Source organism: Undibacterium sp. Xuan67W, assembly GCF_049340165.1.
Classification (GTDB): Bacteria; Pseudomonadota; Gammaproteobacteria; order Burkholderiales; family Burkholderiaceae_D; genus Undibacterium.
This window is the reverse complement of sequence record NZ_JBMPPN010000003.1, coordinates 227,327-248,793: the sequence shown is the minus strand read 5'-3', so window position 1 is coordinate 248,793 and position 21,467 is coordinate 227,327. Positions and strand designations below refer to the sequence as shown.

The 21,467-nt window shown below is 50.8% G+C and carries 20 protein-coding genes; 9 read left to right on the top strand and 11 right to left on the bottom strand.

The features are described from left to right. Positions 1-138 precede the first annotated feature (138 nt). Positions 139-1,278 carry an alpha-hydroxy acid oxidase gene (locus ACO0LE_RS04255; RefSeq protein ID WP_422959167.1) on the bottom strand — a complete coding sequence of 380 codons (1,140 nt, stop codon included), beginning with the start codon at positions 1,276-1,278 and terminating at the stop codon, positions 139-141. Positions 1,279-1,406: 128 nt separating this feature from the next. Further along, positions 1,407-2,312: a LysR family transcriptional regulator gene (locus ACO0LE_RS04250; protein WP_422959166.1), complete on the bottom strand. Its 906-nt coding sequence runs from the start codon at positions 2,310-2,312 to the stop codon at positions 1,407-1,409. Between ACO0LE_RS04250 and ACO0LE_RS04245 the strand changes: the two genes are divergently transcribed. Genes ACO0LE_RS04245 through fahA form a run of 3 tightly spaced genes read left to right on the top strand, consistent with a single transcriptional unit; the run spans position 2,311 to position 5,255 of the window. Further along, positions 2,311-2,547: a hypothetical protein gene (locus ACO0LE_RS04245; protein ID WP_422959165.1), complete on the top strand. Its 237-nt coding sequence runs from the start codon at positions 2,311-2,313 to the stop codon at positions 2,545-2,547. The two genes, ACO0LE_RS04250 and ACO0LE_RS04245, sit on opposite strands and share 2 nt — an antisense overlap. 25 nt (positions 2,548-2,572) lie before the next feature. Beyond that, entirely contained in the window at positions 2,573-3,928 is a 1,356-nt protein-coding gene (gene hmgA / locus ACO0LE_RS04240) for a homogentisate 1,2-dioxygenase (RefSeq protein ID WP_422959164.1), read from the top strand. Between the two features lies 1 nt (position 3,929). After that, the gene (fahA, locus tag ACO0LE_RS04235) at positions 3,930-5,255 is read left to right on the top strand and encodes a fumarylacetoacetase (protein ID WP_422959163.1); all 1,326 of its coding nucleotides are present in this window, start codon (positions 3,930-3,932) and stop codon (positions 5,253-5,255) included. Positions 5,256-5,366: 111 nt separating this feature from the next. Here fahA and ACO0LE_RS04230 read toward each other — a convergent pair whose 3' ends face one another. From ACO0LE_RS04230 to ACO0LE_RS04195, 8 genes are all read right to left on the bottom strand, one after another. After that, the gene (locus ACO0LE_RS04230; RefSeq protein WP_422959162.1) at positions 5,367-5,582 is read right to left on the bottom strand and encodes a TOBE domain-containing protein; all 216 of its coding nucleotides are present in this window, start codon (positions 5,580-5,582) and stop codon (positions 5,367-5,369) included. A gap of 138 nt (positions 5,583-5,720) precedes the next feature. Further along, entirely contained in the window at positions 5,721-6,659 is a 939-nt protein-coding gene (locus ACO0LE_RS04225) for an ATP-binding cassette domain-containing protein (protein ID WP_422959161.1), read from the bottom strand. Next, entirely contained in the window at positions 6,656-7,555 is a 900-nt protein-coding gene (ssuC, locus tag ACO0LE_RS04220; RefSeq protein WP_422959160.1) for an aliphatic sulfonate ABC transporter permease SsuC, read from the bottom strand. Before ssuC ends, ACO0LE_RS04225 begins: the two co-directional genes overlap by 4 nt. Positions 7,556-7,565: 10 nt before the next feature. Then, positions 7,566-8,711, bottom strand: coding sequence for an FMNH2-dependent alkanesulfonate monooxygenase (gene ssuD, locus ACO0LE_RS04215; protein WP_422959159.1), 1,146 nt, complete (start codon positions 8,709-8,711; stop codon positions 7,566-7,568). Between the two features lie 49 nt (positions 8,712-8,760). Beyond that, complete coding sequence (locus ACO0LE_RS04210; RefSeq protein ID WP_422959158.1) at positions 8,761-9,765, bottom strand: sulfonate ABC transporter substrate-binding protein; 1,005 nt, start codon at positions 9,763-9,765, stop codon at positions 8,761-8,763. Between the two features lie 7 nt (positions 9,766-9,772). After that, entirely contained in the window at positions 9,773-10,774 is a 1,002-nt protein-coding gene (locus tag ACO0LE_RS04205) for a sulfonate ABC transporter substrate-binding protein (protein WP_422959157.1), read from the bottom strand. Positions 10,775-10,947: 173 nt separating this feature from the next. Next, positions 10,948-11,565, bottom strand: a complete 618-nt coding sequence (gene ssuE, locus ACO0LE_RS04200) for an NADPH-dependent FMN reductase (RefSeq protein WP_422959156.1) — start codon at positions 11,563-11,565, stop codon at positions 10,948-10,950. Between the two features lie 85 nt (positions 11,566-11,650). Then, positions 11,651-12,685, bottom strand: a complete 1,035-nt coding sequence (locus ACO0LE_RS04195; RefSeq protein ID WP_422959155.1) for a sulfate ABC transporter substrate-binding protein — start codon at positions 12,683-12,685, stop codon at positions 11,651-11,653. 204 nt (positions 12,686-12,889) lie between these two features. Between ACO0LE_RS04195 and ACO0LE_RS04190 the strand changes: the two genes are divergently transcribed. Next, the gene (locus ACO0LE_RS04190) at positions 12,890-13,369 is read left to right on the top strand and encodes a (2Fe-2S)-binding protein (RefSeq protein WP_422959154.1); all 480 of its coding nucleotides are present in this window, start codon (positions 12,890-12,892) and stop codon (positions 13,367-13,369) included. Then, complete coding sequence (locus ACO0LE_RS04185) at positions 13,366-15,666, top strand: molybdopterin cofactor-binding domain-containing protein (protein WP_422959153.1); 2,301 nt, start codon at positions 13,366-13,368, stop codon at positions 15,664-15,666. Before ACO0LE_RS04190 ends, ACO0LE_RS04185 begins: the two co-directional genes overlap by 4 nt. A gap of 115 nt (positions 15,667-15,781) precedes the next feature. On the opposite strand, the gene ACO0LE_RS04180 is transcribed toward ACO0LE_RS04185, so the two are convergent. After that, entirely contained in the window at positions 15,782-16,876 is a 1,095-nt protein-coding gene (locus ACO0LE_RS04180) for a substrate-binding domain-containing protein (protein ID WP_422959152.1), read from the bottom strand. 484 nt (positions 16,877-17,360) lie between these two features. Between ACO0LE_RS04180 and ACO0LE_RS04175 the strand changes: the two genes are divergently transcribed. The 4 genes from ACO0LE_RS04175 to cysW all read left to right on the top strand — a co-directional run bounded on the left by ACO0LE_RS04175 (position 17,361) and on the right by cysW (position 21,463). Next, positions 17,361-18,326 (top strand): sulfate ABC transporter substrate-binding protein, encoded by a 966-nt coding sequence (locus ACO0LE_RS04175; protein WP_422959224.1) that lies wholly within the window; start codon positions 17,361-17,363, stop codon positions 18,324-18,326. 344 nt (positions 18,327-18,670) lie between these two features. Further along, on the top strand, positions 18,671-19,519 hold the full coding sequence (locus tag ACO0LE_RS04170) for an EAL domain-containing protein (protein WP_422959151.1): 849 nt from the start codon (positions 18,671-18,673) through the stop codon (positions 19,517-19,519). A gap of 169 nt (positions 19,520-19,688) precedes the next feature. After that, entirely contained in the window at positions 19,689-20,543 is an 855-nt protein-coding gene (cysT, locus tag ACO0LE_RS04165; protein WP_422959150.1) for a sulfate ABC transporter permease subunit CysT, read from the top strand. Continuing rightward, complete coding sequence (gene cysW / locus ACO0LE_RS04160) at positions 20,543-21,463, top strand: sulfate ABC transporter permease subunit CysW (RefSeq protein WP_422959149.1); 921 nt, start codon at positions 20,543-20,545, stop codon at positions 21,461-21,463. Before cysT ends, cysW begins: the two co-directional genes overlap by 1 nt. Positions 21,464-21,467: the final 4 nt, after the last annotated feature.

The following is a 21,467-nucleotide window of genomic DNA, read 5'->3' as shown; positions in this document are numbered from 1 at the left end:
AAAAGGGCGGCATCTGCAATGGATGTCGCCCTTTATTTTTAGTCATATTTATCTAAAAAATATTCAGATTTAATTAAGATTCATTTTCAAATTTCGTTCTACTTTTTGATCCGTCGTGTCAAAAAAAACTCAGATACGCTATTTCAAGCTAACCAGGTTATGACGGCCTACTTCACGGATATCCTTGGTTCCCGTCAACGCCATACTGACATCAAGTTCTTTGTATAGAATTTCCAGCATTTTTGTAACGCCCTCTTCGCCCATCGCACCGAGTCCGTACAAAAATGCCCGGCCAATCATGCTACCTTTAGCACCGAGGGCAGTCGCTTTTAAAATATCCTGTCCGGTGCGTATCCCGCCATCGAACCACACCTCAGTCTGATGCCCGACGGCTTCCACAATGGCTGGCAAGGCTTGTATCGACGACATCGCGCCATCGAGCTGACGTCCGCCGTGATTACTGACCACGATAGCATCGGCACCGGCCGCTACCGCGAGCTTGGCATCTTCTACATCAAGAATACCTTTGAGAATGAGCTTGCCGCCCCATTCCTTTTTAATCCAGGCGACGTCATCCCAATTCAAGGTCGGATCAAACTGACTTGCCGTCCATTGACTCAGCGTCAAAATACCATCGCCGCCTTTGACATGTCCGACCAGATTGCCAAAGGTTTTTCGTCCCGTCAGGGCACGCAACGCCCATGCGGGTTTGGTCGCCAGATCGAGGATATTAGCGAGTGTGAGTTTTGGTGGAACCGACATACCGTTACGGATATCTTTATGGCGCTGCCCAAGAATTTGCAAATCCAGTGTCAGGACTAACGCCGAGCATTTAGCATTTTTTGCCCGCTGTATCATCTCTTTCACAAAACCGCGATCCCGCATGACATATAGCTGAAACCAGAATGGCTTGGTCGTCACGCTGGCGACATCTTCGATTGAGCAAATGCTCATGGTGGAGAGCGTAAAAGGAATGCCGAATTTTTCGGCAGCAATCGCGCCCAGCATTTCGCCATTCGCCCACTGCATCCCGGTCAGTCCGGTTGGTGCGATGGCAACCGGCATCGTAACGTCCTGCCCGACCATCGTTGTGCGAGTCGAGCGGTGATCGACGTTGATCGCCACGCGCTGACGTAACTTGAGCGCCGCCAGATCATCGGTATTTGCGCGGTAAGTGCTCTCGGTGTAGGAGCCGCTGTCGGCGTAATCATAAAAAGCTTTGGGAACGCGTTTTTTAGCGAGTAAGCGCAGATCTTCGACGCAGGTGATGACGGGCATGCTGAAACTCCCAAGTGACAAATAGAATGCGCAAAGTGTAGGTCAAAAGCACCTTTCCATGGCGGAAAAGCATTCAAGGCGAGGATGAAGTATTTTCACGACTAGTCTAGTTTGGCTATGGTCATACCTTATTCAGCAAATTGCTCTGCGATAAAGTGCCTGAGCCATTGATTACCCTCATCCTGATTGTAGCGGCGATGCCAGAACATATTCGTTTGTAGTGCCGGCAGGCGTAGCGGCGATTTGATGTAGCGCAAATTAAACGGACTTGCTGCACGTTCGGCCAGCTTTTGTGGGACGGTCACCAGCAGATCAGTTGTACTGACGATGTAGGGCACTGCCACAAAATGCGGTACCCTGAACTGAGCGCTGGCAATCACGCCGGCCTTGTCCAGCAATTGATTAATTTTGTCGTAAGGACTCTCCTGCGAGGCGACAATCAGATGCCGGGCAGCGACGAATTCCTTGAGTTCAATTTTTTTATTCGCCAGCGGATGCTCGTTGCGCAGCATGCAGACATACTGCTGTTTAAATAAACGGCGTTGATACAAGGCCCCCGAAACCGTGTCAAACGCGCCGATAGCCAGATCCACCCGGCCCGCTTCCATCTCAGTTTTTAAATCAATACTGCTCGCCCTGACCGTCGAAATCTGCAAGGACGGCGCGTGTTGACGGCATGATTCAACTAACGCTGGCATGAAATAAACCTCGCCGACATCGGTCATCGCGATCGTAAACTGGCGCTTGCTGGACGCGGGATCAAAACTATCATGCTGATTCAGTGCACGCGATACGCTCCCCAGCGCATTGGCAATCGGCTCGGCCAGCGATTCGGCAAATGGCGTGGCCTGCATTCCCTGTGCGGTTCTGACAAATAATTCATCGTCAAAAGTCCGGCGCAGACGTGCCAGAGCGTTGCTGACTGCCGGTTGCGATAAACCAAGTTTTTTTGCCACGGAAGAAATTTGCTTATCTTGAAAAACTTCCTGAAATACCACCAGCAAGTTGAGGTCAATATCTTTAGGTTCTATCATGGGAAAATCCGTCAAAAATCAGCTGAAGTCAAAAAAAGTTACCGTTACCATTATTCACAAAATCAATGTAGTACATTTTTGTATTCCTATCGCGTATTTTACTAGACTCCACTACAGTAGCGTCTTACTCTGCTCAAACGCTGTGACTGATGTTGCTGATGTTGCTGATGTTGCTGATGTTGCATATGCTGCTAAAGCGCTGTGGTTATTATTGCTAATAACGCCGTCTGTTTGAGTTCACGCTTCGTCATGAGGTCTTTATGAACAACCCGTCTCAGTCATCTCAGCCATCCCAGGCATTCGGCACTACCAGCGGCGAGCGCGCTTATCAAACCGGCTTCGCCAACGAGTTTGCAAGCGAAGCGTTGCCGGGGGCATTACCCAAGAATCAGAATTCACCGCAAAAATGTGCGTATGGCTTATATGCCGAACAAGTATCGGGAACCGCCTTCACCGCGCCGCGCCATGCGAACCGCCGCTCTTGGCTATATCGCATTCGTCCGGCAGCGATGCATCAGCCATTCGCACAAATTGATAACGGTGCGATGACCAATCAGTTCGATCAGGTACCTAGCACACCCAACCAATTGCGGTGGGACCCTTTGCCTCTTCCACCGACTGAGGTGGCGACCGATTTTATCGATAGCTGGGTCACCATGGCGGGTAACGGTTCTGCGGATGCACAAAGCGGCTGCGCGATTCATCTGTACGCAGCGAACCGTTCGATGGACGGGCGCTATTTTTACAATGCCGATGCCGAGATGCTGATCATTCCGCAGCAAGGCCGCCTGCACCTGCGTACCGAGCTTGGAATTATGGATATTGAACCGCAGGAAATCGCGGTCATCCCTCGCGGCATTCGCTTTGAAGTGCATCTGCCAGATGACGTCGCACGCGGCTATGTATGTGAAAACTTCGGTGCCATGCTGAAGCTGCCTGATCTAGGCGTAATCGGCTCGAACGGTCTGGCGAATCCGCGCGATTTTTTAACACCTCAAGCAAACTACGAGGACAAAGAAGGTGACTTTAGTTTAGTCGCCAAATTCAGCGGCAATCTGTGGTCGGCAAAGATCGGACATTCGCCGCTGGATGTGGTCGCATGGCATGGCAATTTTGCACCGTACAAATATGATCTGCGCCACTTCAATACGATAGGCTCGATCAGTTACGACCATCCCGATCCGTCAATCTTTCTGGTGCTGCAATCACCCAGCGACACACCGGGTGTCGATACAATTGATTTCGTCATCTTCCCGCCACGCTGGCTGGCAGCGGAAAACACCTTCCGTCCGCCCTGGTTCCACCGAAATATCGCGAGTGAATTCATGGGACTGATCCATGGCCAGTATGATGCCAAATCCACTGGCTTCCGTCCCGGAGGTGCGAGTCTGCATAACTGCATGAGTGGTCACGGACCAGATGCACCGACTTTTGAAAAAGCCAGCAACAGCGATACCAGCGTGCCGCATAAAGTTGCCGATACCATGGCGTTCATGATTGAAACCCGCAACATCATCAAACCGACGCGTGCCGCAATGACATCAGCACAGATTCAGCCGGATTACTACCAGTGCTGGATGGGCATCAAGAAAAATTTTAATCCGGAGCAAGCATAAAATGACACTAGCACTTAACGAAACCCATGATGCGCAACTGCGCAGCTGGGTCAGCTCAGCAAATGAAGCGCAGTGCGATTTTCCGATACAGAACTTGCCGTACGGTGTGTTTCGCCGCGCGGGCAGTGCTGAATCGTTCCGGATTGGCGTCGCGATTGGCGATCAGATACTCGATCTGAAAGCAGCGCAGGCAGCAGGTATTTTTGCAAGCATGAAGTCACCACAATTTGATCATGCCATCACAAGCACCAGCCTGAATGCCCTGATGGATATCGGTAGCACGGCATGGGGTATTTTGCGCTTGCTGTTATCGCGGGCTTTACGAGAAGGAAGTCCGCAGCAGACGGAGCTGGCAGCGGCGCTGATCCCTCAGGCCGAGGCGGAATATGCCTTGCCTGCGCAGATCGGTGACTATACGGATTTTTATACCTCGATCCATCATGCGACAGCGGTTGGCAAATTATTCCGGCCAGATAATCCACTGCTGCCCAATTACAAATGGGTGCCGATCGGCTATCACGGCCGCTCTTCGTCTATCGGCGTATCGGGCCAGAAATTCCGTCGCCCTATCGGACAAACCATGCCGCCAAATGCGACAAGCCCGGTGTTCGGCCCCGCCAAACGCATGGATTATGAACTAGAAATCGGTATATTCATCGGCAACGGCAATGCTCCCGGTGAGAACATCGGTATAGACCAAGCAGAGTCCCATGTGTTTGGTCTATGTCTGTTAAACGACTGGTCAGCACGCGATATGCAGGCATGGGAATATCAACCTCTCGGCCCTTTCCTCGCCAAGAATTTTGCCTCGACGATTTCACCTTGGGTCGTGACGCTAGAAGCACTGGCGCCCTACCGTCATCAGTGGCAACGCGAAGCGACTGATCCGCAGCCACTCGCCTATCTGGAATCAACAGACCTGCGCGCCCATGGTGCATTTGATGTCGAGCTCGAAGTGCTGGTACAAACCAGGGCCATGCATGAACAAGGCGCACCGGCTCAGCGTTTGTCCTTATCGAATTTCCGTCATTCGTACTGGAGCGTTTCGCAACTGGTGACTCATCATACGGTGAATGGCTGCAATTTACGCGCCGGAGATTTGCTGGGATCTGGCACTCAGTCAGGGCCTGCACCGGAGGAAGCCGGATCCCTGCTGGAACTGACCGCCGGTGGCAAGCAGCCTTTGACGCTGGCGAATGGCGAACAACGCGTCTTCATCGAAGATGGCGATACGATCATCATGCGCGGCTGGGCACAAAAACCCGGTTTGCCTCGCATAGGATTCGGTGAAGTGGCGGGAACATTGCTACCGGCACGCACGCTATAGTCATGAATGTAGTCTGAATGTAGCCCGAATATTGTCTATATACGGAGTCAACCCATGACGCAAAAAAACGCCTGCCGTTTGTTACGACAGGCGTTTTTTATTGGTGCCAATTTATAATTTAGCGATAGACACTTCGGTGGCCTTGACCAGGGCCACTACCTCGGTGCCGATCACCAGCCCCAGATCCTTGACCGAGCGTGTGGTAATCACCGAGGTAACGATGCCGGCGGGAGTTTCTACATCGACTTCGGAAACAACCGGACCGTCGATAATCGCCTTGATCTTGCCACGGAACTGGTTACGTACGTTGATTGCTTGAATACTCATAATGACTCCTGTTAGTTTGAAATGATAAAAAAGAATAGGAGAAATGCATATACTTCCCCTATTTTTTATAAAAACTACCTTTATCCCCTATGTTTTATTAGTGCTTAAAAAAATACTCGTACAGAGTATATAAAATCCCTACACTGCCCAGCTCACCTGACTGACAGTACGCAACAGCGACAAATCACCGAGCTCCTGATCCAGCTGTGTGGCAGGCCGCTTGAGTATTCGGCTCAAAATCCGCTCTTCAAGTTCAGCAAAAGCCGGATTACCGCGCGCCCGCGGACGCGGCAAACTCACGCGCTCATCCAATGTAATCTGTCCGTCCTCAATCAAAATCACCCGATCAGCCAAGGCAATCGCCTCCTGCACATCATGCGTCACAAGAAGCGCCGTAAAACCTCGTTGCTGCCACAAATGCTCAATCAGGCTTTGCATCTCGATCCGGGTCAGCGCATCCAATGCGCCCAGCGGCTCATCGAGCAAGAGTAAAGCAGGTTCATGCACCAGCGCGCGAGCCAGCGCAACACGCTGACGCTGACCGCCGGATAACACGGACGGCCACTCGTTTGCCCGCTCGGACAAGGCGACCTTGGACAGTGCCTGTGCTGCCAGCGCTTTGTCGCCGCTCAAACCCAGCGCGACGTTATTCAACACAGTTTTCCAGGGTAGCAAGCGTGAGTCCTGAAACATCACGCGCGTCTCGGGTCTGGGATCTGATGCACCAAAACTCAGGTCACCACTATCTGGTGTTTCCAGTCCGGCGATTAAGCGTAGCAAGGTACTTTTGCCACTGCCACTGCGCCCGATCACGGCGATGAATTCACCCGGCTGTACGTCGAGATCCAGGGACTTCAGAACTGTTCGACCCGCATAAGTTTTTTTCAAACCGTGTATCTGTATTGCAGTGCTATTCGGCTTGACGGTACCTGCAGGCGAAGGTGCCGCAGATGCACCCGGCTGTTGCGGCGGATATTCAGAATTCGCAGCGCTATTCCAGTCAGCATCTAATTCTTGCTTGAGCGCGGCGATATTCGCTACACCGCTGCCGATCATTTCTGCACGGATAAAACTCATGATGACTTCCTTTGATAACCGGGATGCCAGCGCAGCCAGTAATGTTCTAGTGCACGAGATAAGACGTCAGCCAGCTTGCCGAGTAAGGCGTACAGCAAGATACCGACCAGCACCACGTCGGTCTGTAAAAACTCACGGGCATTCATGGTCATGTAACCAATACCTGCCTGCGCTGAAATCGTCTCGGCAACAATCAGCAATACCCAAACAAGGCCGAGAGAAAACCGCACGCCGACCAGTATTGACGGCAAGGCACCCGGCAGTATCACGTCACGGTACAAAGCCCAGCCGGATAAACCATAACTACGCGCCATTTCAATCAGGCCCTGATCGACCGAGCGTATGCCGTGAAAAGTATTCAGATACACAGGAAAAAACACGCCGACCGAGACCAGAAACAGTTTTGCACTCTCATCAATGCCAAACCACAGAATCACCAGAGGAATCAGCGCGAGTGCCGGGATATTGCGGATCATCTGCAAGCTCGTGTCCAGCAAAGTCTCTGCCGTCTTAAAACTCCCCGTCAGCAAACCGAGCAGTAATCCCAGACCGCCGCCAACAGCAAACCCAGAAATCGCGCGCCATAAGCTGGTCTTGGCATGCATCCACATGTCGCCTGACGCGGCCAGTGTCCAGAAGGCTTTTGCCACCGCAAACGGTTCTGGCAAAATCCGGCTCGATAACCAGCCGGTCTGCGCGGCAATTTGCCAGAAGGTGATCAATAACACAGGCACAGTCCATGGCAACAAAAGCGGCCAGGATTGAACAATTACTTTCGCGTATTTACCTAACTGGATTGGATGTTGCACAGCATCGACGTGACCTGAAAATGAACGTTGATTGCTCAACGAAGGATCCTCTGTGACCTCGGTAACTTCTGTAATGAAAGGCCCCATAACTACCTCATTAACTTTGTGACGCTTGTGGAACGAATTCGTTGGCAACAATCTCACCAAACGGACCGGTTAAATTACTGACCTCCCTATTAGTGCCTTTGCCAATCAGCGGGAAAACCAGTTCAGCAAAGCGATACGATTCCTCCAGATGCGGATAGCCCGAGAGGATGAAGGTGTCGATGCCCAGATCCTCATATTCCTTCATGCGTGCTGCGACCGTTTCCGGGTCGCCGACCAGCGCGGTTCCAGCACCACCGCGCACCAGACCAACACCGGCCCACAGGTTCGGCGAGGCTTCGAGCTTGTCGCGCTTACCGCCATGTAAAGCGCTCATTCTCTTTTGCCCCACCGAATCCATCTTGGCAAACGATGCCTGTGCCCGTGCAATTACCGCATCGTCAACATGACTAATCAGATCCTCGGCCGCTTTCCATGCCTCGTCATTGGTTTCACGCACAATCACATGGAGACGGATACCGAAGCGTAAAGTGCGCCCAAATTTAGCCGCACGGGCGCGCATATCAGCGATCTTCGCGGCAACTGCTGCGGGTGGTTCACCCCAGGTCAGATAAACATCGACCTGCTCGGCAGCCAGCTCGTGCGCCGCCTCGGAAGATCCACCAAAATACAAAGGCGGATACGGTTTTTGTACCGGCGGGTATAAAGTTTTTGCCCCCTTAACAGTCAAGTGTTTGCCTTCAAAATCAAAACCCTGATCACCACTGGATAATGCACCTCGCCAAATACGCAGAAATTCCTCACTAATTTCATAGCGCTCGGCATGATCGGCAAACAAGCCATCGGCTTCTAACTCGCCCTGATCGCCCCCCGTGACGACATTGATCAACAGACGTCCGTTCGACAAGCGGTCAAAGGTCGATGCCATGCGGACCGCCAGACCAGGTGTACTCAGACCGGGTCGTACCGCGACCAGAAACTTGAGATTTTTTGTCGCACCAATCAGGCTGGACGCAACCACCCATGCATCTTCGCAAGAACGACCAGTCGGCAGTAATACTCCGTCATACCCTTGCGTATCTGCAGCTACGGCGATCTGACGCAGATAGTAGTAATTGATCTCGCGGGCGCCCTTCGTAGTACCTAGATATCGGCTGTCACCGTGGGTAGGGATGAACCAAAAAACATTCAGACTCATGATTACTCCTGTATTTTTAATTTACTTTTCAATGTCTTATCCAATTAACCTACAACTTGTTTGTGGATACGCTGGCAGGCGGCGTCCAGGTTGCATCTTTCACGTTGACGGATTTAGGAATCAGTTTTTGCTGATAAAAATTGTCCGCAACACGCTGCTGTTCTTCAATGATGTTCGGGGTTAGATAAACAACCGGCGAGCGCGGACGGCGCTCCAGAAAGGCGGCGATCGTTGGCTTATCGAGACCGGTACTGGCTGCGACAATCGCAATCGCTTCTGTGCGATTTTTTTGCACGAAGGTATCGCTCTTGGTTAGCTCTTCAAACAATAATTGAATCAGCTTGGGATACTGATCCGCGAAACTGCGGCTAGACAGATAATGCGAAAGATTGTTGACCAGCCCCACTCCCGTTACCAGCACTCGCGGCTTGGTATTTTGTTCAATCGCGGCCCAGTAAGGATCCCAGATCGCCCAGGCATCCACACTACCCCGCTCAAACGCAGCGCGGGCGTCAGCGGGTGCGAGATACACCGGCGTGATATCAGACCATTGCAACCCAGCTTGTTGCACCACACGCAGAACGTGATAGTGGGCACTCGATCCTTTTTGAAAAGCGATCTTCTTGCCTTTCAGGTCCACTAAATTTTTGATGACAGAATCTTGCTTGACCAGAATCGCACTGACCGCTGGTTTAGCCGGTTCCGCACCGACGTACACCAGATTGCTACCAGCGGCCTGTGCAAAGATCGGTGGAGGCTCACCGGTCGTCGCAAAATCAATACTGCCGACCGATAAGGCTTCCAGCATCTGCGGCCCTGCAGTGAATTCGAACCAGGTGACTTTAACGCCCTTTAATTGTTGCTCTAGTGCGTGTCGGTGTTTGAGCAAGGTCAGATTGACCGAACTTTTTTGAAATCCGATACGTAATTCTTTTGGTATTTTTGATTGCTCAGCAGGTTGCAATGCCGCCAGAGCACTAGCGGGCAACAAGGATGTCCACGTCAATAAGGCGAGAGGCAGCATCAGAGCGGCACGACGTAATAGCGACTTCACGCTGGCCTCAGAGCTTGACTGAAAAAACGGCGTCTTTGATATTGATACGTTTCGGTATCAATTTCAGATCAGCAAAAACATCGGCGATACTTTGCTGCTCACGTATCACATGCTCGGTCAGTGGTTTCACGCCAAAAGTAGCGCGCTGAGTCGCAATATCAACAATGGCGGGGTCGAGGCCGACCTGAGCGGAGAGAATGCTGGTAACTTCCTTCAGATTTTTGCCACCCCATTCGTCGATTCTGGCCAGCTCTTCGAGCACGACTTTGACGACCTCAGGATATTTTTGTGCATATGGACGCGCTGCCAGATAGAACTGGTGGTTGCTTACCAGTCCTTTGCCATCAATCAGAATGCGTGCGCCCAGCTGTTTTTCCGCGGCGGCAAGAAAAGGATCCCAGATAACCCAGGCATCCACACTACCCCGCTCAAAAGCAGCACGCGCATCAGCGGGCGGCAGATAGATGATTTCGACATCTTTGTAGGCAATTCCCGCTTTTTCAAGCACTTTAACCAGCAGGTAATGGACATTCGAGCCCTTATTCAGGACGATTTTTTTACCTCGTAGATCCGCGGCAGTCTTTAAGGTCGAATTTTTAGGAACGATTACCGCCTCTCCGCTCGGCGCTGGTGGCTCGTTGCCAACGTAAAGTAAGTCTGCACCGGCGGCCTGCGCAAAAATCGGCGGCGCCTCGCCCGTCGTACCGAAGTCGATACTGCCGACATTCAATCCTTCAAGGAGTTGCGGCCCAGCCGGAAACTCGGTCCATTTCACTTCGACACCTTGCGCTGCGAGACGTTTGTCGAGTGCGCCGGTTCCTTTTAAAAGCGTCAGCGTGCCATATTTCTGATAACCGATTCGTAAGGTGGTTGCCTTGTTTTGTGCTAGGGACAATGCAGGAAAACCACCTGCGACACCCGCAGCGATGGCGGCAAGCACGCCCAGTGTGCGACGTTTTTGATTTTGGAATAACGCTTGACTCATTGCTTTACTCACTGCTTTACTCATGATGTGTACTTTCCGAAAAGTGACAGGTGTCCCTGTGCGCTCAACAGGTGGCGCAACATCTGGAACAATCAAAATAATTTTAGTGCTGGCAGTGCGGTGTCGGTTGTTGACCCAGTATTCAACTCAACAACCGATCATCGCCAGCTCGTCAGCCCGCGTTGAGATGAAGTCGTTCAGGCACTACATCGCAGTGATTCTGGAATGGATTGCTTTTCTGTACGCCCGAGCAAACTGAAGGTGTCTATGTTTTTTACGGTATCGGTCCGATCAGCTAATCCCTGATCTAGTTGGCGCACCCCTTCGTGTAAACGCTCAAGAATGGCGGGATCAATCTTGGTACCGTGCTGTTCTGACCATTCGACCTGTTTGTCTATCGCATACACGCTGGGTAAAATATGTGCCGCGGCGAGTGACGCGAGCACGGGCCGTAAAGCGTAATCCAGAGCCAGCATATGTGATTGACTGCCCCCAGTCGCCAAAGGCAATACCAACTTACCGGCCAGCCCATCTTGCGGCAAAATATCAAGAAAAGTCTTTAACAAGCCCCTATACGCCGCCTTATAAATCGGTGTGGCAATCACGACTGCCTGCGCTTCTGCCAATTGCTGTTTTGCCGCTAGCAGCTCGGGATTGGCGAAGTCAGCATGCAACAACGCTTGTGCCGGTAAATCCCTGACCTGAATCGTCGATGTCTGAAAACCAAGCGCAGTAAGACGCTCGCCCACATAATGCAATAAGCGTGCAGAACGCGACGGTAGCGACGGACTTCCTGAGAGCAGCAATATGGTCATACGATTTCTTTCACGCTAATTTGTCTTTGCGCTGCGTCAGTCTGTGTACCTTGAGAGAGACTGGTGCAGCGCCTTGATACTAAAATTACTTCTTACCCGGCTGATAGATCTGGTCAAATACACCGTTATCAGCGAAGTGATCTTTCTGCGCTTTCGTCCAGCCACCAAAGGTTTCATCTACCGTGAACAATTTGATTTTCGGGAATTTGTTGGCGTATTTTTTCGCAGCTTTTTCTGTTGCCGGGCGATAGTAGTTATTGCCGATAATGTCTTGCGCTTCATCGGTGTACAGGTAGTTCAGATAGGCTTCTGCCACTTTGCGGGTACCATGTTTGTCCGCCACTTTATCGACAACGGATACTGGTGGCTCTGCCAGAACACTAATAGATGGAGCAATGATTTCAAATTTATCGGCGCCGAATTCTTTGAGTGCGAGATGGGCTTCGTTTTCCCAGGACAACAAGACATCACCGATACCGCGCTCGGCAAACGTCACCGTCGAACCACGCGCACCTGAGTCGAGTACCGGTACGTTTTTAAATAATTTTTGGACATACTCTTTCGCTGCCGCTTCAGAACCGCCCGGCGCTTTTAATGCATATCCCCATGCAGCGAGATAAGCCCAGCGTGCACCGCCGGAGATTTTTGGATTCGCTGTGATTACCGAGACGCCTGGCTTAATAATGTCGACCCAGTCTTTAATCCCTTTTGGATTCCCTTTACGGACCAGGAAGACGATCGTGGATGTATAAGGTGATGCATTATGTGGCAGGCGTTTTTGCCAGTTTTTATCGAGCAGACCTTTTTCAGCAATCGCGTCTGTGTCATAGGCTAAAGCCAGTGTCACCACGTCGGCATCGAGGCCATCAATGACGGTACGCGCTTGTTTTCCCGAGCCACCATGAGATTGTTTGATCGACACATTGTCACCGGTCTTGGCCTTCCATTGTTTTGCAAAGCCTTGGTTCACCTCTTGATATAACTCACGGGTAGGATCATAGGACACATTCAATAAGGTCACATCAGCGGCAAACGCCGAGCTGGATAGCAATCCGGCAACAGCGAAGGAGCTAACGATACCGAGGTTTCTGAGGTTAGAAGAGAGGTGCTTGAGCTTCATTGAATATCCTTAATACCAAAAATAATTGCGAAAAGTAATGAACGAGTGAGGATTGCAGACTAAAGCGTCACCACATAAAACAAAACGAATCCTTTCGCGGTTGAATATGCGGTTTACGCATATACGATTGCCGCTATAGCGCTTTATGCGTGATAAGACGTATTGAGTTAGGATCATCTTTTCTTCTTTCCAGCAGGGTTCGCCATGAGCAAATACACCTTGAACGTCAACGGTCACTCCCATCAGCTGGAACTAGAGCCGGATACACCACTGCTCTGGGCATTGCGCGACAGTCTGAACCTGGTCGGGACGAAATATGGATGTGGCGTCGGGCAATGCGGCGCCTGTACCGTGCATATTGATGGCGCACCGACACGTTCATGCTTGCTGCCGGTCTCTGCATTGGGAAAGAAAAAAATAACGACTATTGAAGGTCTGGATGCCAAAGCAATGCATCCCTTGCAGCAAGCCTGGCAAGAGCTCGACGTGCCGCAATGTGGCTATTGCCAGGCGGGACAAATCATGACCGCTTGCGCCCTGTTAAAAAGCACACCCCACCCCAGCGATGCCGATATTGATAGCGCCATGGCGGGCAATTTATGCCGCTGTGCGACTTATATACGTATCCGGGCAGGCATACACAGGGCGGCGGAGATCAGCGTCGCGAAGAAAGGCAGCAAATGAAAACTTCTTCTCTAACAAAATTATTGCGTGTCTCTATCAATACATCAAGCGATACCACACCAGCATCATCAAGCCGTCGCCGGTTTTTGCGTCACTCCGCGCTGACATCGACCGGACTCGTACTTGGCCTTTATGTCAATGCAGGCAATGCCGATCAGATCGCCAAAGTTACTACACAAGCAGCGACAGCCGACTTCACACCGAATGCGTTTATCCGTATCGCCGCAGATGGCAGCGTGACTCTGATCTCGAAACAGCCGGAAATCGGTCAGGGAATCAAGACATCGTTGCCCATGGTGATTGCAGAGGAACTGGAAGTGAACTGGAAAGACGTGCGTATCGTTCAAGGCGATCTGAATCCCGCCTACGGCAATCAAAGCGCAGGCGGATCGACCTCGACACCCAATAACTATAACGACTTTCATCGGCTCGGCGCTACTGCACGTACCATGCTGGTCGATGCCGCAGCCCAGACCTGGGGAATCCCGGTTAGTGAATGCAAAGCGACCCGTAGTAAAGTTTTGCATACACCCACCCAGCGCACATTGGGCTATGGCGCTCTGGCAGCGAAAGCAGCGACACTCCCAGTACCAGATCCAAAGAATGCCATATTAAAAGACCCGTCCAACTATCAACTACTGGGAACCCGTATCGGCGGGGTCGATAATGCCGCCGTCGTCAGTGGCAAGCCGCTCTTTGGTATCGATGTGAAATTGCCTGGTATGCTATACGCCGTATATGAAAAATGTCCGGTGTTTGGCGGCAAAGTGATCAGCGCCAATCTTGACGTGATCAAAACCTTACCCGGTGTGCGTGATGCATTTATGATCGAAGGCACCAGTAATTTGAATGGCCTGGTTCCCGGTATCGCGATTATTGCGACGTCAACCTGGGCCGCATTCAGTGCACGCAAACAACTCAAAGGGACCTGGGACGAGGGCGTATATGCCAAACAGAGCTGGGCTGAATTTGCCTTACAGGCGCAAACCCAGTCTACGCAAACAGGAGCAACGACCTTGCGCAAGGACGGTGATGCTGTCACTGCACTCGCACATGCCAGCAAAACGGTGGAAGCTGCCTATAGCTATCCATTCATTTCCCATGCCAGTATAGAACCGCAAAATTGCACCGCCTGGTGGAAGCCGGAGGATGGCAGTCTGGAATTATGGGCTCCTACACAAAATCCTGGTTCAGGACAGAATCTGGTTGCGACCACTCTGAATATTCCAAAAGAAAAAATCCTGATGCACATCACGCGCAGCGGTGGTGGCTTTGGACGTCGGCTCAGTTCGGACTATGTCGTGGAAGCCGCCGCAATCGCGCAAAAAGTTAAAGCACCGGTTAAGCTGACCTGGTCCAGAGAAGATGACATCCAGCATGATCATTTCCGCGCTGGGGGTTTCCATTTTTTGCGCGGTGGCATCGATGCCAAAGGTAAGTTGATCGCCTGGCATAATCATTTTGTCACCTTCGCGAACCGGGTAAATCGTGAGGGTAAGAGCATTCTGCAGCCGGGTAGCGGCGGCAGTTTGAGCGGCGATGAGTTTCCGGGACGCTGGGTCGAAAACTGTCTGCTGGAGCAAACTCCGATTGAATGCGGTATTCCGATGGGGCCCTGGCGTGCGCCGGGAAGTAATGTTTTTGCCTGGGTCTTTCACAGCTTTATCGACGAACTAGCGCATGCTGCTGGCCGCGATCCTCTGGCATTCCGCTTAGAGATTCTGGGTGACAAAGAGATTATTGCCGGGACAGGTGAACGCGGACAACCGTATCACGTCGGCCGCATGAAACATGTACTACAAGAAGTTGCAGACAAATCCGGCTGGGGTAAAAAAAATTTCCCTCGCGGACAAGGTCAGGGCATCGCTTTCCATTTCAGTCACCGCGGCTACATTGCCCAGGTCGCTGAAGTGACAGTATCTAAAAAAGGTGAGCTTAAGGTAGATCGTGTGGTCGTGGTGTCCGATATCGGCGCACAAATTGTTAACCTCAGCGGTGCTGAAAATCAGGTACAAGGATCAGTCATCGATGGACTCAGCACACTGATGTATCCCGAGCTGACGGTAGAGCGTGGACGTATTACGCAAAGTAATTTTCATGACTATCCGCTGCTTCGCATCGCGGATACGCCACCCAAAGTTGAGGTACATTTTTTGAAAACAGATTTTCCTGTCACCGGATTGGGTGAACCTGCCTTTCCGCCATTGGCCCCCGCCGTATGCAATGCGATTTTTGCCGCAACGGGTAAGCGTGTACGACAATTGCCGCTAACACATACGGATCTGAGCTGGAGTTGACGACCTTAGTAGATGGTGCCTAGTTGCCAGTTAATTGGCGCCTATGGCGCCAGAAACTGAGAATGAAGAACTTTGCATTGACAACTTTGCCTAGGATTTATAGCAGACAGGTATCTTATTTCAGATAATTTTTACCAGTCCAGATCAAAGAATAATTTTCCTTGTAGTTGAGGATGGAATCGATCTCTGCACCTTTGAGCTGGTTCATTAGCGGACTAGTAATCACAATAGGCTTACTGATGTAGCCACTTGGAGGCCAACCAGAAAATGCGCGGTTCAACTCATCGGCAAGTTGCCAGCCTTGCAGACCAAAAGGCTCGGCCACCGTGGCTACCTGCTGCGAGATACCTGATTTGATGCGACTTAGTGCGGTATAAGAACCGTCACCTGCGGAGACGTTCTGTATGTCTCTGCGATCCGCTCTCGCCAGCGGTACATTGATCGCATCAAAATAGGCATCATTTATCGCCAGCGTATGAGTCCATTTTTTCCCATACAGCTGATTCAACCTGATTACCGCACCCGGCATTTCCTGATTCGCTTGGCCAATCTGCATATTCTCGACAGACAGCAGCTTGCAGCGCGCGCACCGTATCACGATATCCATCATCACCGCGGTCTTGGCGTTAGCGATGCCAAAGCGATCGTCATTAAAGATAATGACGCCAATCTCGCCTTTGCTATTATCGATGACAAATTCTGCCGCCCTTTTTCCGACCTCCTCATACGGAGTGGTGATATTGACGAACAGATCCTTGGTTGGACCGGGCTTAGCACTAGCATGCCAGCCCACCAGAATAATTTTTTCCTGCTTGGCCCGCACACTGAGATCCTGAAAGCTGTCGTCAAACTCGATACCACCGAGGATGATCGCGTCCTGATGTTGTTGCAGTGCATCGCTGAACAGGGAACGTATCGTGGCCCTGTCATTCTTTCCATCTACAATACTCAGAGACCAGCCGAGCTCAATCGCAGCGAGATAAAATCCCCGGTAAGCAGACGAGACGCCGCCGTTGCGAGAATCCTGAGTGATAAAAGTAACTTTTTTACCGGTTTGTTTTGCGGGCCCCTCAATAGGGCCATCCCAGCCCGACTTTTTCAAGGAGGTTTTAGTTATGCTGCCGTCAATAGCGAATGCAGAAAGACAACACATGCCAATGAGCAGTGCCACCAAAATACGGATACCATGTTTCAAAGAATTTATCGTCATTCTCTATCCATGCAAACAACTTGTTTGCCCAGCTTATTCGATGAAAGACGCTATTCCGGATCATAATAGGGATTAAACCAGAGGAGCATAATGTGACACAAACACGTCGCTTTATTTGAATAATACACCCTGTAGAACACAGTAGAAAAGCGAATACTGCCGACGAGCAACACAAGATACGGACAAAGTTGGCAAACGAAGCTAATGCAAAATATTAATAATAAATGCTGCATTGCGCTTAATTTTTGTATAAGCATATGAAAAAGCGGTCATTCTCAACAGGCAGCACTTGTGAAAGAATCAGGGTAACTAATTCTTACTGATTCGGTGTAGCACTACTCTCCCCTTGGATATCGTCATGACGCAATCAACTTCTGTTTTCTCCCCTCTCTCATCACACACCAAGCGCAGCCTTAGCCTCCATGCTGCATCTGCACAGCGTACGTCGATAAAAACCCTCATTTCAGCCAGTCTGCTGGCAGCAATGACATGCTTTTTCACGGCAACGCCAATTCATGCAGCAGAAATAAATTTATTAAATGTGTCGTATGACGTAACGCGTGAACTGTTTAAGGACATCAATCCAGCCTTTATCGCAGATTGGAAAAAAACTAGCGGCGAAACCATCACCATCAATCAGTCCCACGGCGGCTCCAGCAAACAAGCACGCTCGGTAGCCGATGGTCTGGAAGCTTCAGTAGTAACCATGAATCAGGCCAACGATATCGATTTTCTGGCAGAGCATGGTCTGGTCACGAGCGATTGGGCGAAGCGCTTCCCGAACGGCTCGGCACCGTTTTATTCAACCATGGTGTATCTGGTGCGAAAAGGCAATCCTAAGCAAATCAAGGACTGGGATGACCTCGTCAAACCGGGCACCAAAGTTATCATCCCAAATCCGAAAACCTCAGGCAATGGCCGTTATTCCTATCTTGCTGCATGGGGTGCCGTGATCAAGAAAGGCGGCAACGAAGCCCAGGCTCGCCAGTTCGTCGAGAAACTGTTTAAGAATGTGCCGGTACTCGATGCCGGTGGACGCGGCGCGACAACAACGTTCACGCAACGTGAGATCGGTGACGTGCTGGTGACCTTTGAAAATGAAGTGCAATTGGTCCGTACCGAATTTGGCGATAATTTTGAAGTCGTCTACCCAAGCACATCCATCCTTGCCGAATCACCAGTTGCCGTTGTCGACAAGGTCGTAGATAAACTCCACATCCGCAAGCAGGCAACGGCGTATCTACAATTTTTATATTCAGAGGCCGGTCAGGATATCATCGCCAAACACTACCTACGTCCACGCTCGGCAATCGCCGCAAAGAAATACGCCGCCTCATTTAAACCCGTCGCTTTATTTACAGTAGATGAAGTATTCGGCGGGTGGAAGTCAGCGCAGAAAAAACATTTTGACGATGGCGGCGAGTTCGATAAAATTTTTAGTAAGAAATAACTTTTTAATGAGGATCATCTGAGATTGAATAATTGATGCGCATCTTTTTGAAAAAAGGATGCGCATTAATTTTTTCTACGCCAGTTTTGGTTTGTCGGCAATCATAGACTTTTATGCAAATCAGGCTAACTATATATAAAAGCCTTATTACTGATAGCGCGCGTTTTTCAACATTTGCACAATTATTGAATACTGACCCAAGTCAGCCCAAGCAAATTCAAAAACCTCATATTAAAACGCGAAACGATTCGTTTTCATTTCTAAGCACACGCACTACTCTTTGCCTCTGCAGGGTATCGATCATTGATACTCCGTATTAATCGTCGATAGATGAGGAAAGAACTATGCCGTCTCCAGCGTTACAGCAATATTTAAGTCACCTGAATAGCAGTCACAGTGCGAGCAGCACTATATGCCTGGACGAGACAGGACGGGCGCGCGGACGGTATTTTAATTCGACGCTGACCAGTGCTTTCCAGGCGATCCGTTCTGCGGATGATCAGTGCGTAGTTGCCTATGAAGCGTATGCGCGCAGTTATTCCAGTGTCGATCAGGGTTTGAATATCTGGCGCTTGCTGGATCATGCGGCGAATGATGCGGAGTCAGTGGAACTTGACCGGCTCTGCCGGATTTTGCATGCGGTGAATTTTTATCGTCAGCCGGATTCGGCGCAGCGCGATCTCTATCTGAGTGTGCATACGCGTCTGCTGGCGGCGATCGAGGGCAATCATGGCATGGCGTTTCGCCGCATCTTGGATTTGCTCGGTTTGCCGCATCAGCAGATTGTGTTGCAACTGCCGCTGATTGCGCCCAGTCAGCGCTGGGTATTGACGCATGTAGCTGACAATTACCGGCGTAACGGATTTCGGATCGGAGTCAACGCGGCAAGCCTGGATCAGGCGCGCGAGTTACTGGAACGTGTGCAGCCTGATTCGATCAAAATCGACATTACTCACGCGAATAACGCAGACGCTCAGCAACAGTTGCTGGAAAAAGCGCAGCGCGTTAACTGCAAAGTCATCTTCAAGCGAATTGATAATGACGCCCGTTTTAATGCTCTTCAGGTTAGTAACACTGATCAGTATCCGTATTATCTGCAAGGCTTTTTGTTCGATCTGCCACGCGCTAATTTGGCCGATACACTGGACTTATCAGCAACGTCACTCGTCAACAGTGCCTTGATCGCAGCCTGAACCGAGTGACTTTGCCTCGCCGGATCAGGCTAATCGCAACAGAAAATTCACTGTGAACCAATCGTTTATGCGTTTTTCATCTATAAACATGCAAAAAGATTCGTTTTTAATATAATAAAATCCTGCAATCATGTGCCATCTATAGTCATCTTCGTAATAAGGACTAAGCATGGCCCATGCTTTACATACAAAATCACGGTTTAAGCGCGTGATTCCGGGGTTTCAGCTTTCCCTAGGATTTACTCTGCTGTACCTTAGCCTGATCGTTCTCATTCCGCTGTCTGCCATTTTCCTTAAAACCTTCACCATGACCTGGGAAGCTTTCTGGAATACGGTCACGTCGGAACGGGTGGTTGCATCGTATAAGTTGACTTTTGGTGCCTCGTTTCTCGGCGCACTGATCAATGTTGTTTTTGGCGGCATCGTCGCCTGGGTTTTAGTCCGTTATAAATTCCCTGGTAAGCGCCTGATTGATGCGCTGGTCGATCTGCCGTTCGCCTTGCCGACCGCAGTCGCCGGTATCACGCTGGCGACTTTATATGCTCCGAATGGCTGGCTTGGTAAGTTACTAGAACCCCTCGGTCTAAAAGTCGCGTTCACCCCATTAGGCGTGCTGGTCGCCCTGACTTTTATCGGTTTGCCGTTCGTCGTCCGTACCGTGCAACCAGTGCTGGAAGAGGCGGAAAAAGAATTGGAAGAAGCCGCCATCAGTCTCGGCGCGAGCCATTGGCAGACGTTTGTCAAAGTCATCTTACCGACCATCTTGCCAGCCCTGCTGACCGGCTTTGCGCTGGCGTTTGCACGGGCGACCGGCGAATACGGTTCGGTGATTTTCATCGCTGGCAACATGCCTATGGTGTCTGAGATTACGCCCTTATTCATGATCACCAAGCTGGAACAATATGACTATGCGGGCGCCACGGCGATTGCCGTCGTCATGCTGCTGCTGTCATTCGTTCTGCTGCTGACGATCAACTTATTGCAGGCTTGGAGCCGCAACCGAAACAAAAGTGAGATTGAATAATGACGAGCACCTCTCTCAATGCAACGGCGACAGATACCTCTAGTGCCACCCCGGCAGTACGACGTCGGATTGAGCCGGCAATTACGCCTGCCGCAACACAGGAGCCGCTCTGGGTTCGCGTGCTACTGACCGTCACCGCTTTTACTTTTTTAACTCTGTTCTTGTTTGTCCCGCTGGCGGCGGTGTTTGCTGAGGCGTTTAAAAAAGGCTGGGAAGTTTATCTGAAAGCTATCATCGAACCAGACGCGTTATCGGCGATTCGTCTGACGCTAATTGCGGCGGGTATCGCGGTTCCGTTGAACCTGGTGTTTGGCGTAGCAGCCGCATGGACGATTGCGAAATTTGAGTTCCTCGGTAAAAACGTCTTGCTAACCCTGATTGATTTGCCGTTCTCGGTATCACCTGTGATCTCTGGCCTGATTTATGTCTTGCTGTTCGGCGCACAAGGCTGGTTCGGCCCATGGTTGCGTGAACATGACATCAAGATTTTATTTGCTGTGCCCGGCATCGTACTGGCAACCATTTTTGTGACTTTTCCATTTATTGCACGTGAGCTGATCCCGCTGATGCAAGCGCAAGGCAGCGAGGAAGAGGAAGCGGCGCTGGTGCTCGGCGCCTCAGGCTGGAAGACTTTTTGGTATGTGACCTTGCCGAATATCAAATGGGGACTGTTATACGGGGTGATCTTGTGTAACGCCCGTGCGATGGGGGAATTCGGCGCGGTGTCCGTGGTATCGGGACATATCCGTGGCGAGACCAACACCATGCCGCTACAGGTCGAGATTCTCTACAACGAATATAACTTTACAGCCGCCTTTGCGGTGGCATCGCTACTGACCTTGCTGGCGCTTTTAACACTGGCTTTGAAAATGATCGTGGAATGGCGTACCGATGAGTCGCAAGCCATCCCTCAGGAATAGGAGT

Bases quoted from the DNA above. Each gene is read 5' to 3' on its own strand.
- ACO0LE_RS04255 (WP_422959167.1), bottom strand. From the start codon at position 1,278: ATGCCCGTCATCACCTGCGTCGAAGATCTGCGCTTACTCGCTAAAAAA.
- ACO0LE_RS04245 (WP_422959165.1), top strand. From the start codon at position 2,311: ATGGGAAAATCCGTCAAAAATCAGCTGAAGTCAAAAAAAGTTACCGTT.
- ACO0LE_RS04250 (WP_422959166.1), bottom strand. From the start codon at position 2,312: ATGATAGAACCTAAAGATATTGACCTCAACTTGCTGGTGGTATTTCAG.
- hmgA (WP_422959164.1), top strand. From the start codon at position 2,573: ATGAACAACCCGTCTCAGTCATCTCAGCCATCCCAGGCATTCGGCACT.
- fahA (WP_422959163.1), top strand. From the start codon at position 3,930: ATGACACTAGCACTTAACGAAACCCATGATGCGCAACTGCGCAGCTGG.
- ACO0LE_RS04230 (WP_422959162.1), bottom strand. From the start codon at position 5,582: ATGAGTATTCAAGCAATCAACGTACGTAACCAGTTCCGTGGCAAGATC.
- ACO0LE_RS04225 (WP_422959161.1), bottom strand. From the start codon at position 6,659: ATGAGTTTTATCCGTGCAGAAATGATCGGCAGCGGTGTAGCGAATATC.
- ssuC (WP_422959160.1), bottom strand. From the start codon at position 7,555: ATGGGGCCTTTCATTACAGAAGTTACCGAGGTCACAGAGGATCCTTCG.
- ssuD (WP_422959159.1), bottom strand. From the start codon at position 8,711: ATGAGTCTGAATGTTTTTTGGTTCATCCCTACCCACGGTGACAGCCGA.
- ACO0LE_RS04205 (WP_422959157.1), bottom strand. From the start codon at position 10,774: ATGAGTAAAGCAGTGAGTAAAGCAATGAGTCAAGCGTTATTCCAAAAT.
- ssuE (WP_422959156.1), bottom strand. From the start codon at position 11,565: ATGACCATATTGCTGCTCTCAGGAAGTCCGTCGCTACCGTCGCGTTCT.
- ACO0LE_RS04195 (WP_422959155.1), bottom strand. From the start codon at position 12,685: ATGAAGCTCAAGCACCTCTCTTCTAACCTCAGAAACCTCGGTATCGTT.
- ACO0LE_RS04190 (WP_422959154.1), top strand. From the start codon at position 12,890: ATGAGCAAATACACCTTGAACGTCAACGGTCACTCCCATCAGCTGGAA.
- ACO0LE_RS04185 (WP_422959153.1), top strand. From the start codon at position 13,366: ATGAAAACTTCTTCTCTAACAAAATTATTGCGTGTCTCTATCAATACA.
- ACO0LE_RS04180 (WP_422959152.1), bottom strand. From the start codon at position 16,876: ATGACGATAAATTCTTTGAAACATGGTATCCGTATTTTGGTGGCACTG.
- ACO0LE_RS04175 (WP_422959224.1), top strand. From the start codon at position 17,361: ATGACATGCTTTTTCACGGCAACGCCAATTCATGCAGCAGAAATAAAT.
- ACO0LE_RS04170 (WP_422959151.1), top strand. From the start codon at position 18,671: ATGCCGTCTCCAGCGTTACAGCAATATTTAAGTCACCTGAATAGCAGT.
- cysT (WP_422959150.1), top strand. From the start codon at position 19,689: ATGGCCCATGCTTTACATACAAAATCACGGTTTAAGCGCGTGATTCCG.
- cysW (WP_422959149.1), top strand. From the start codon at position 20,543: ATGACGAGCACCTCTCTCAATGCAACGGCGACAGATACCTCTAGTGCC.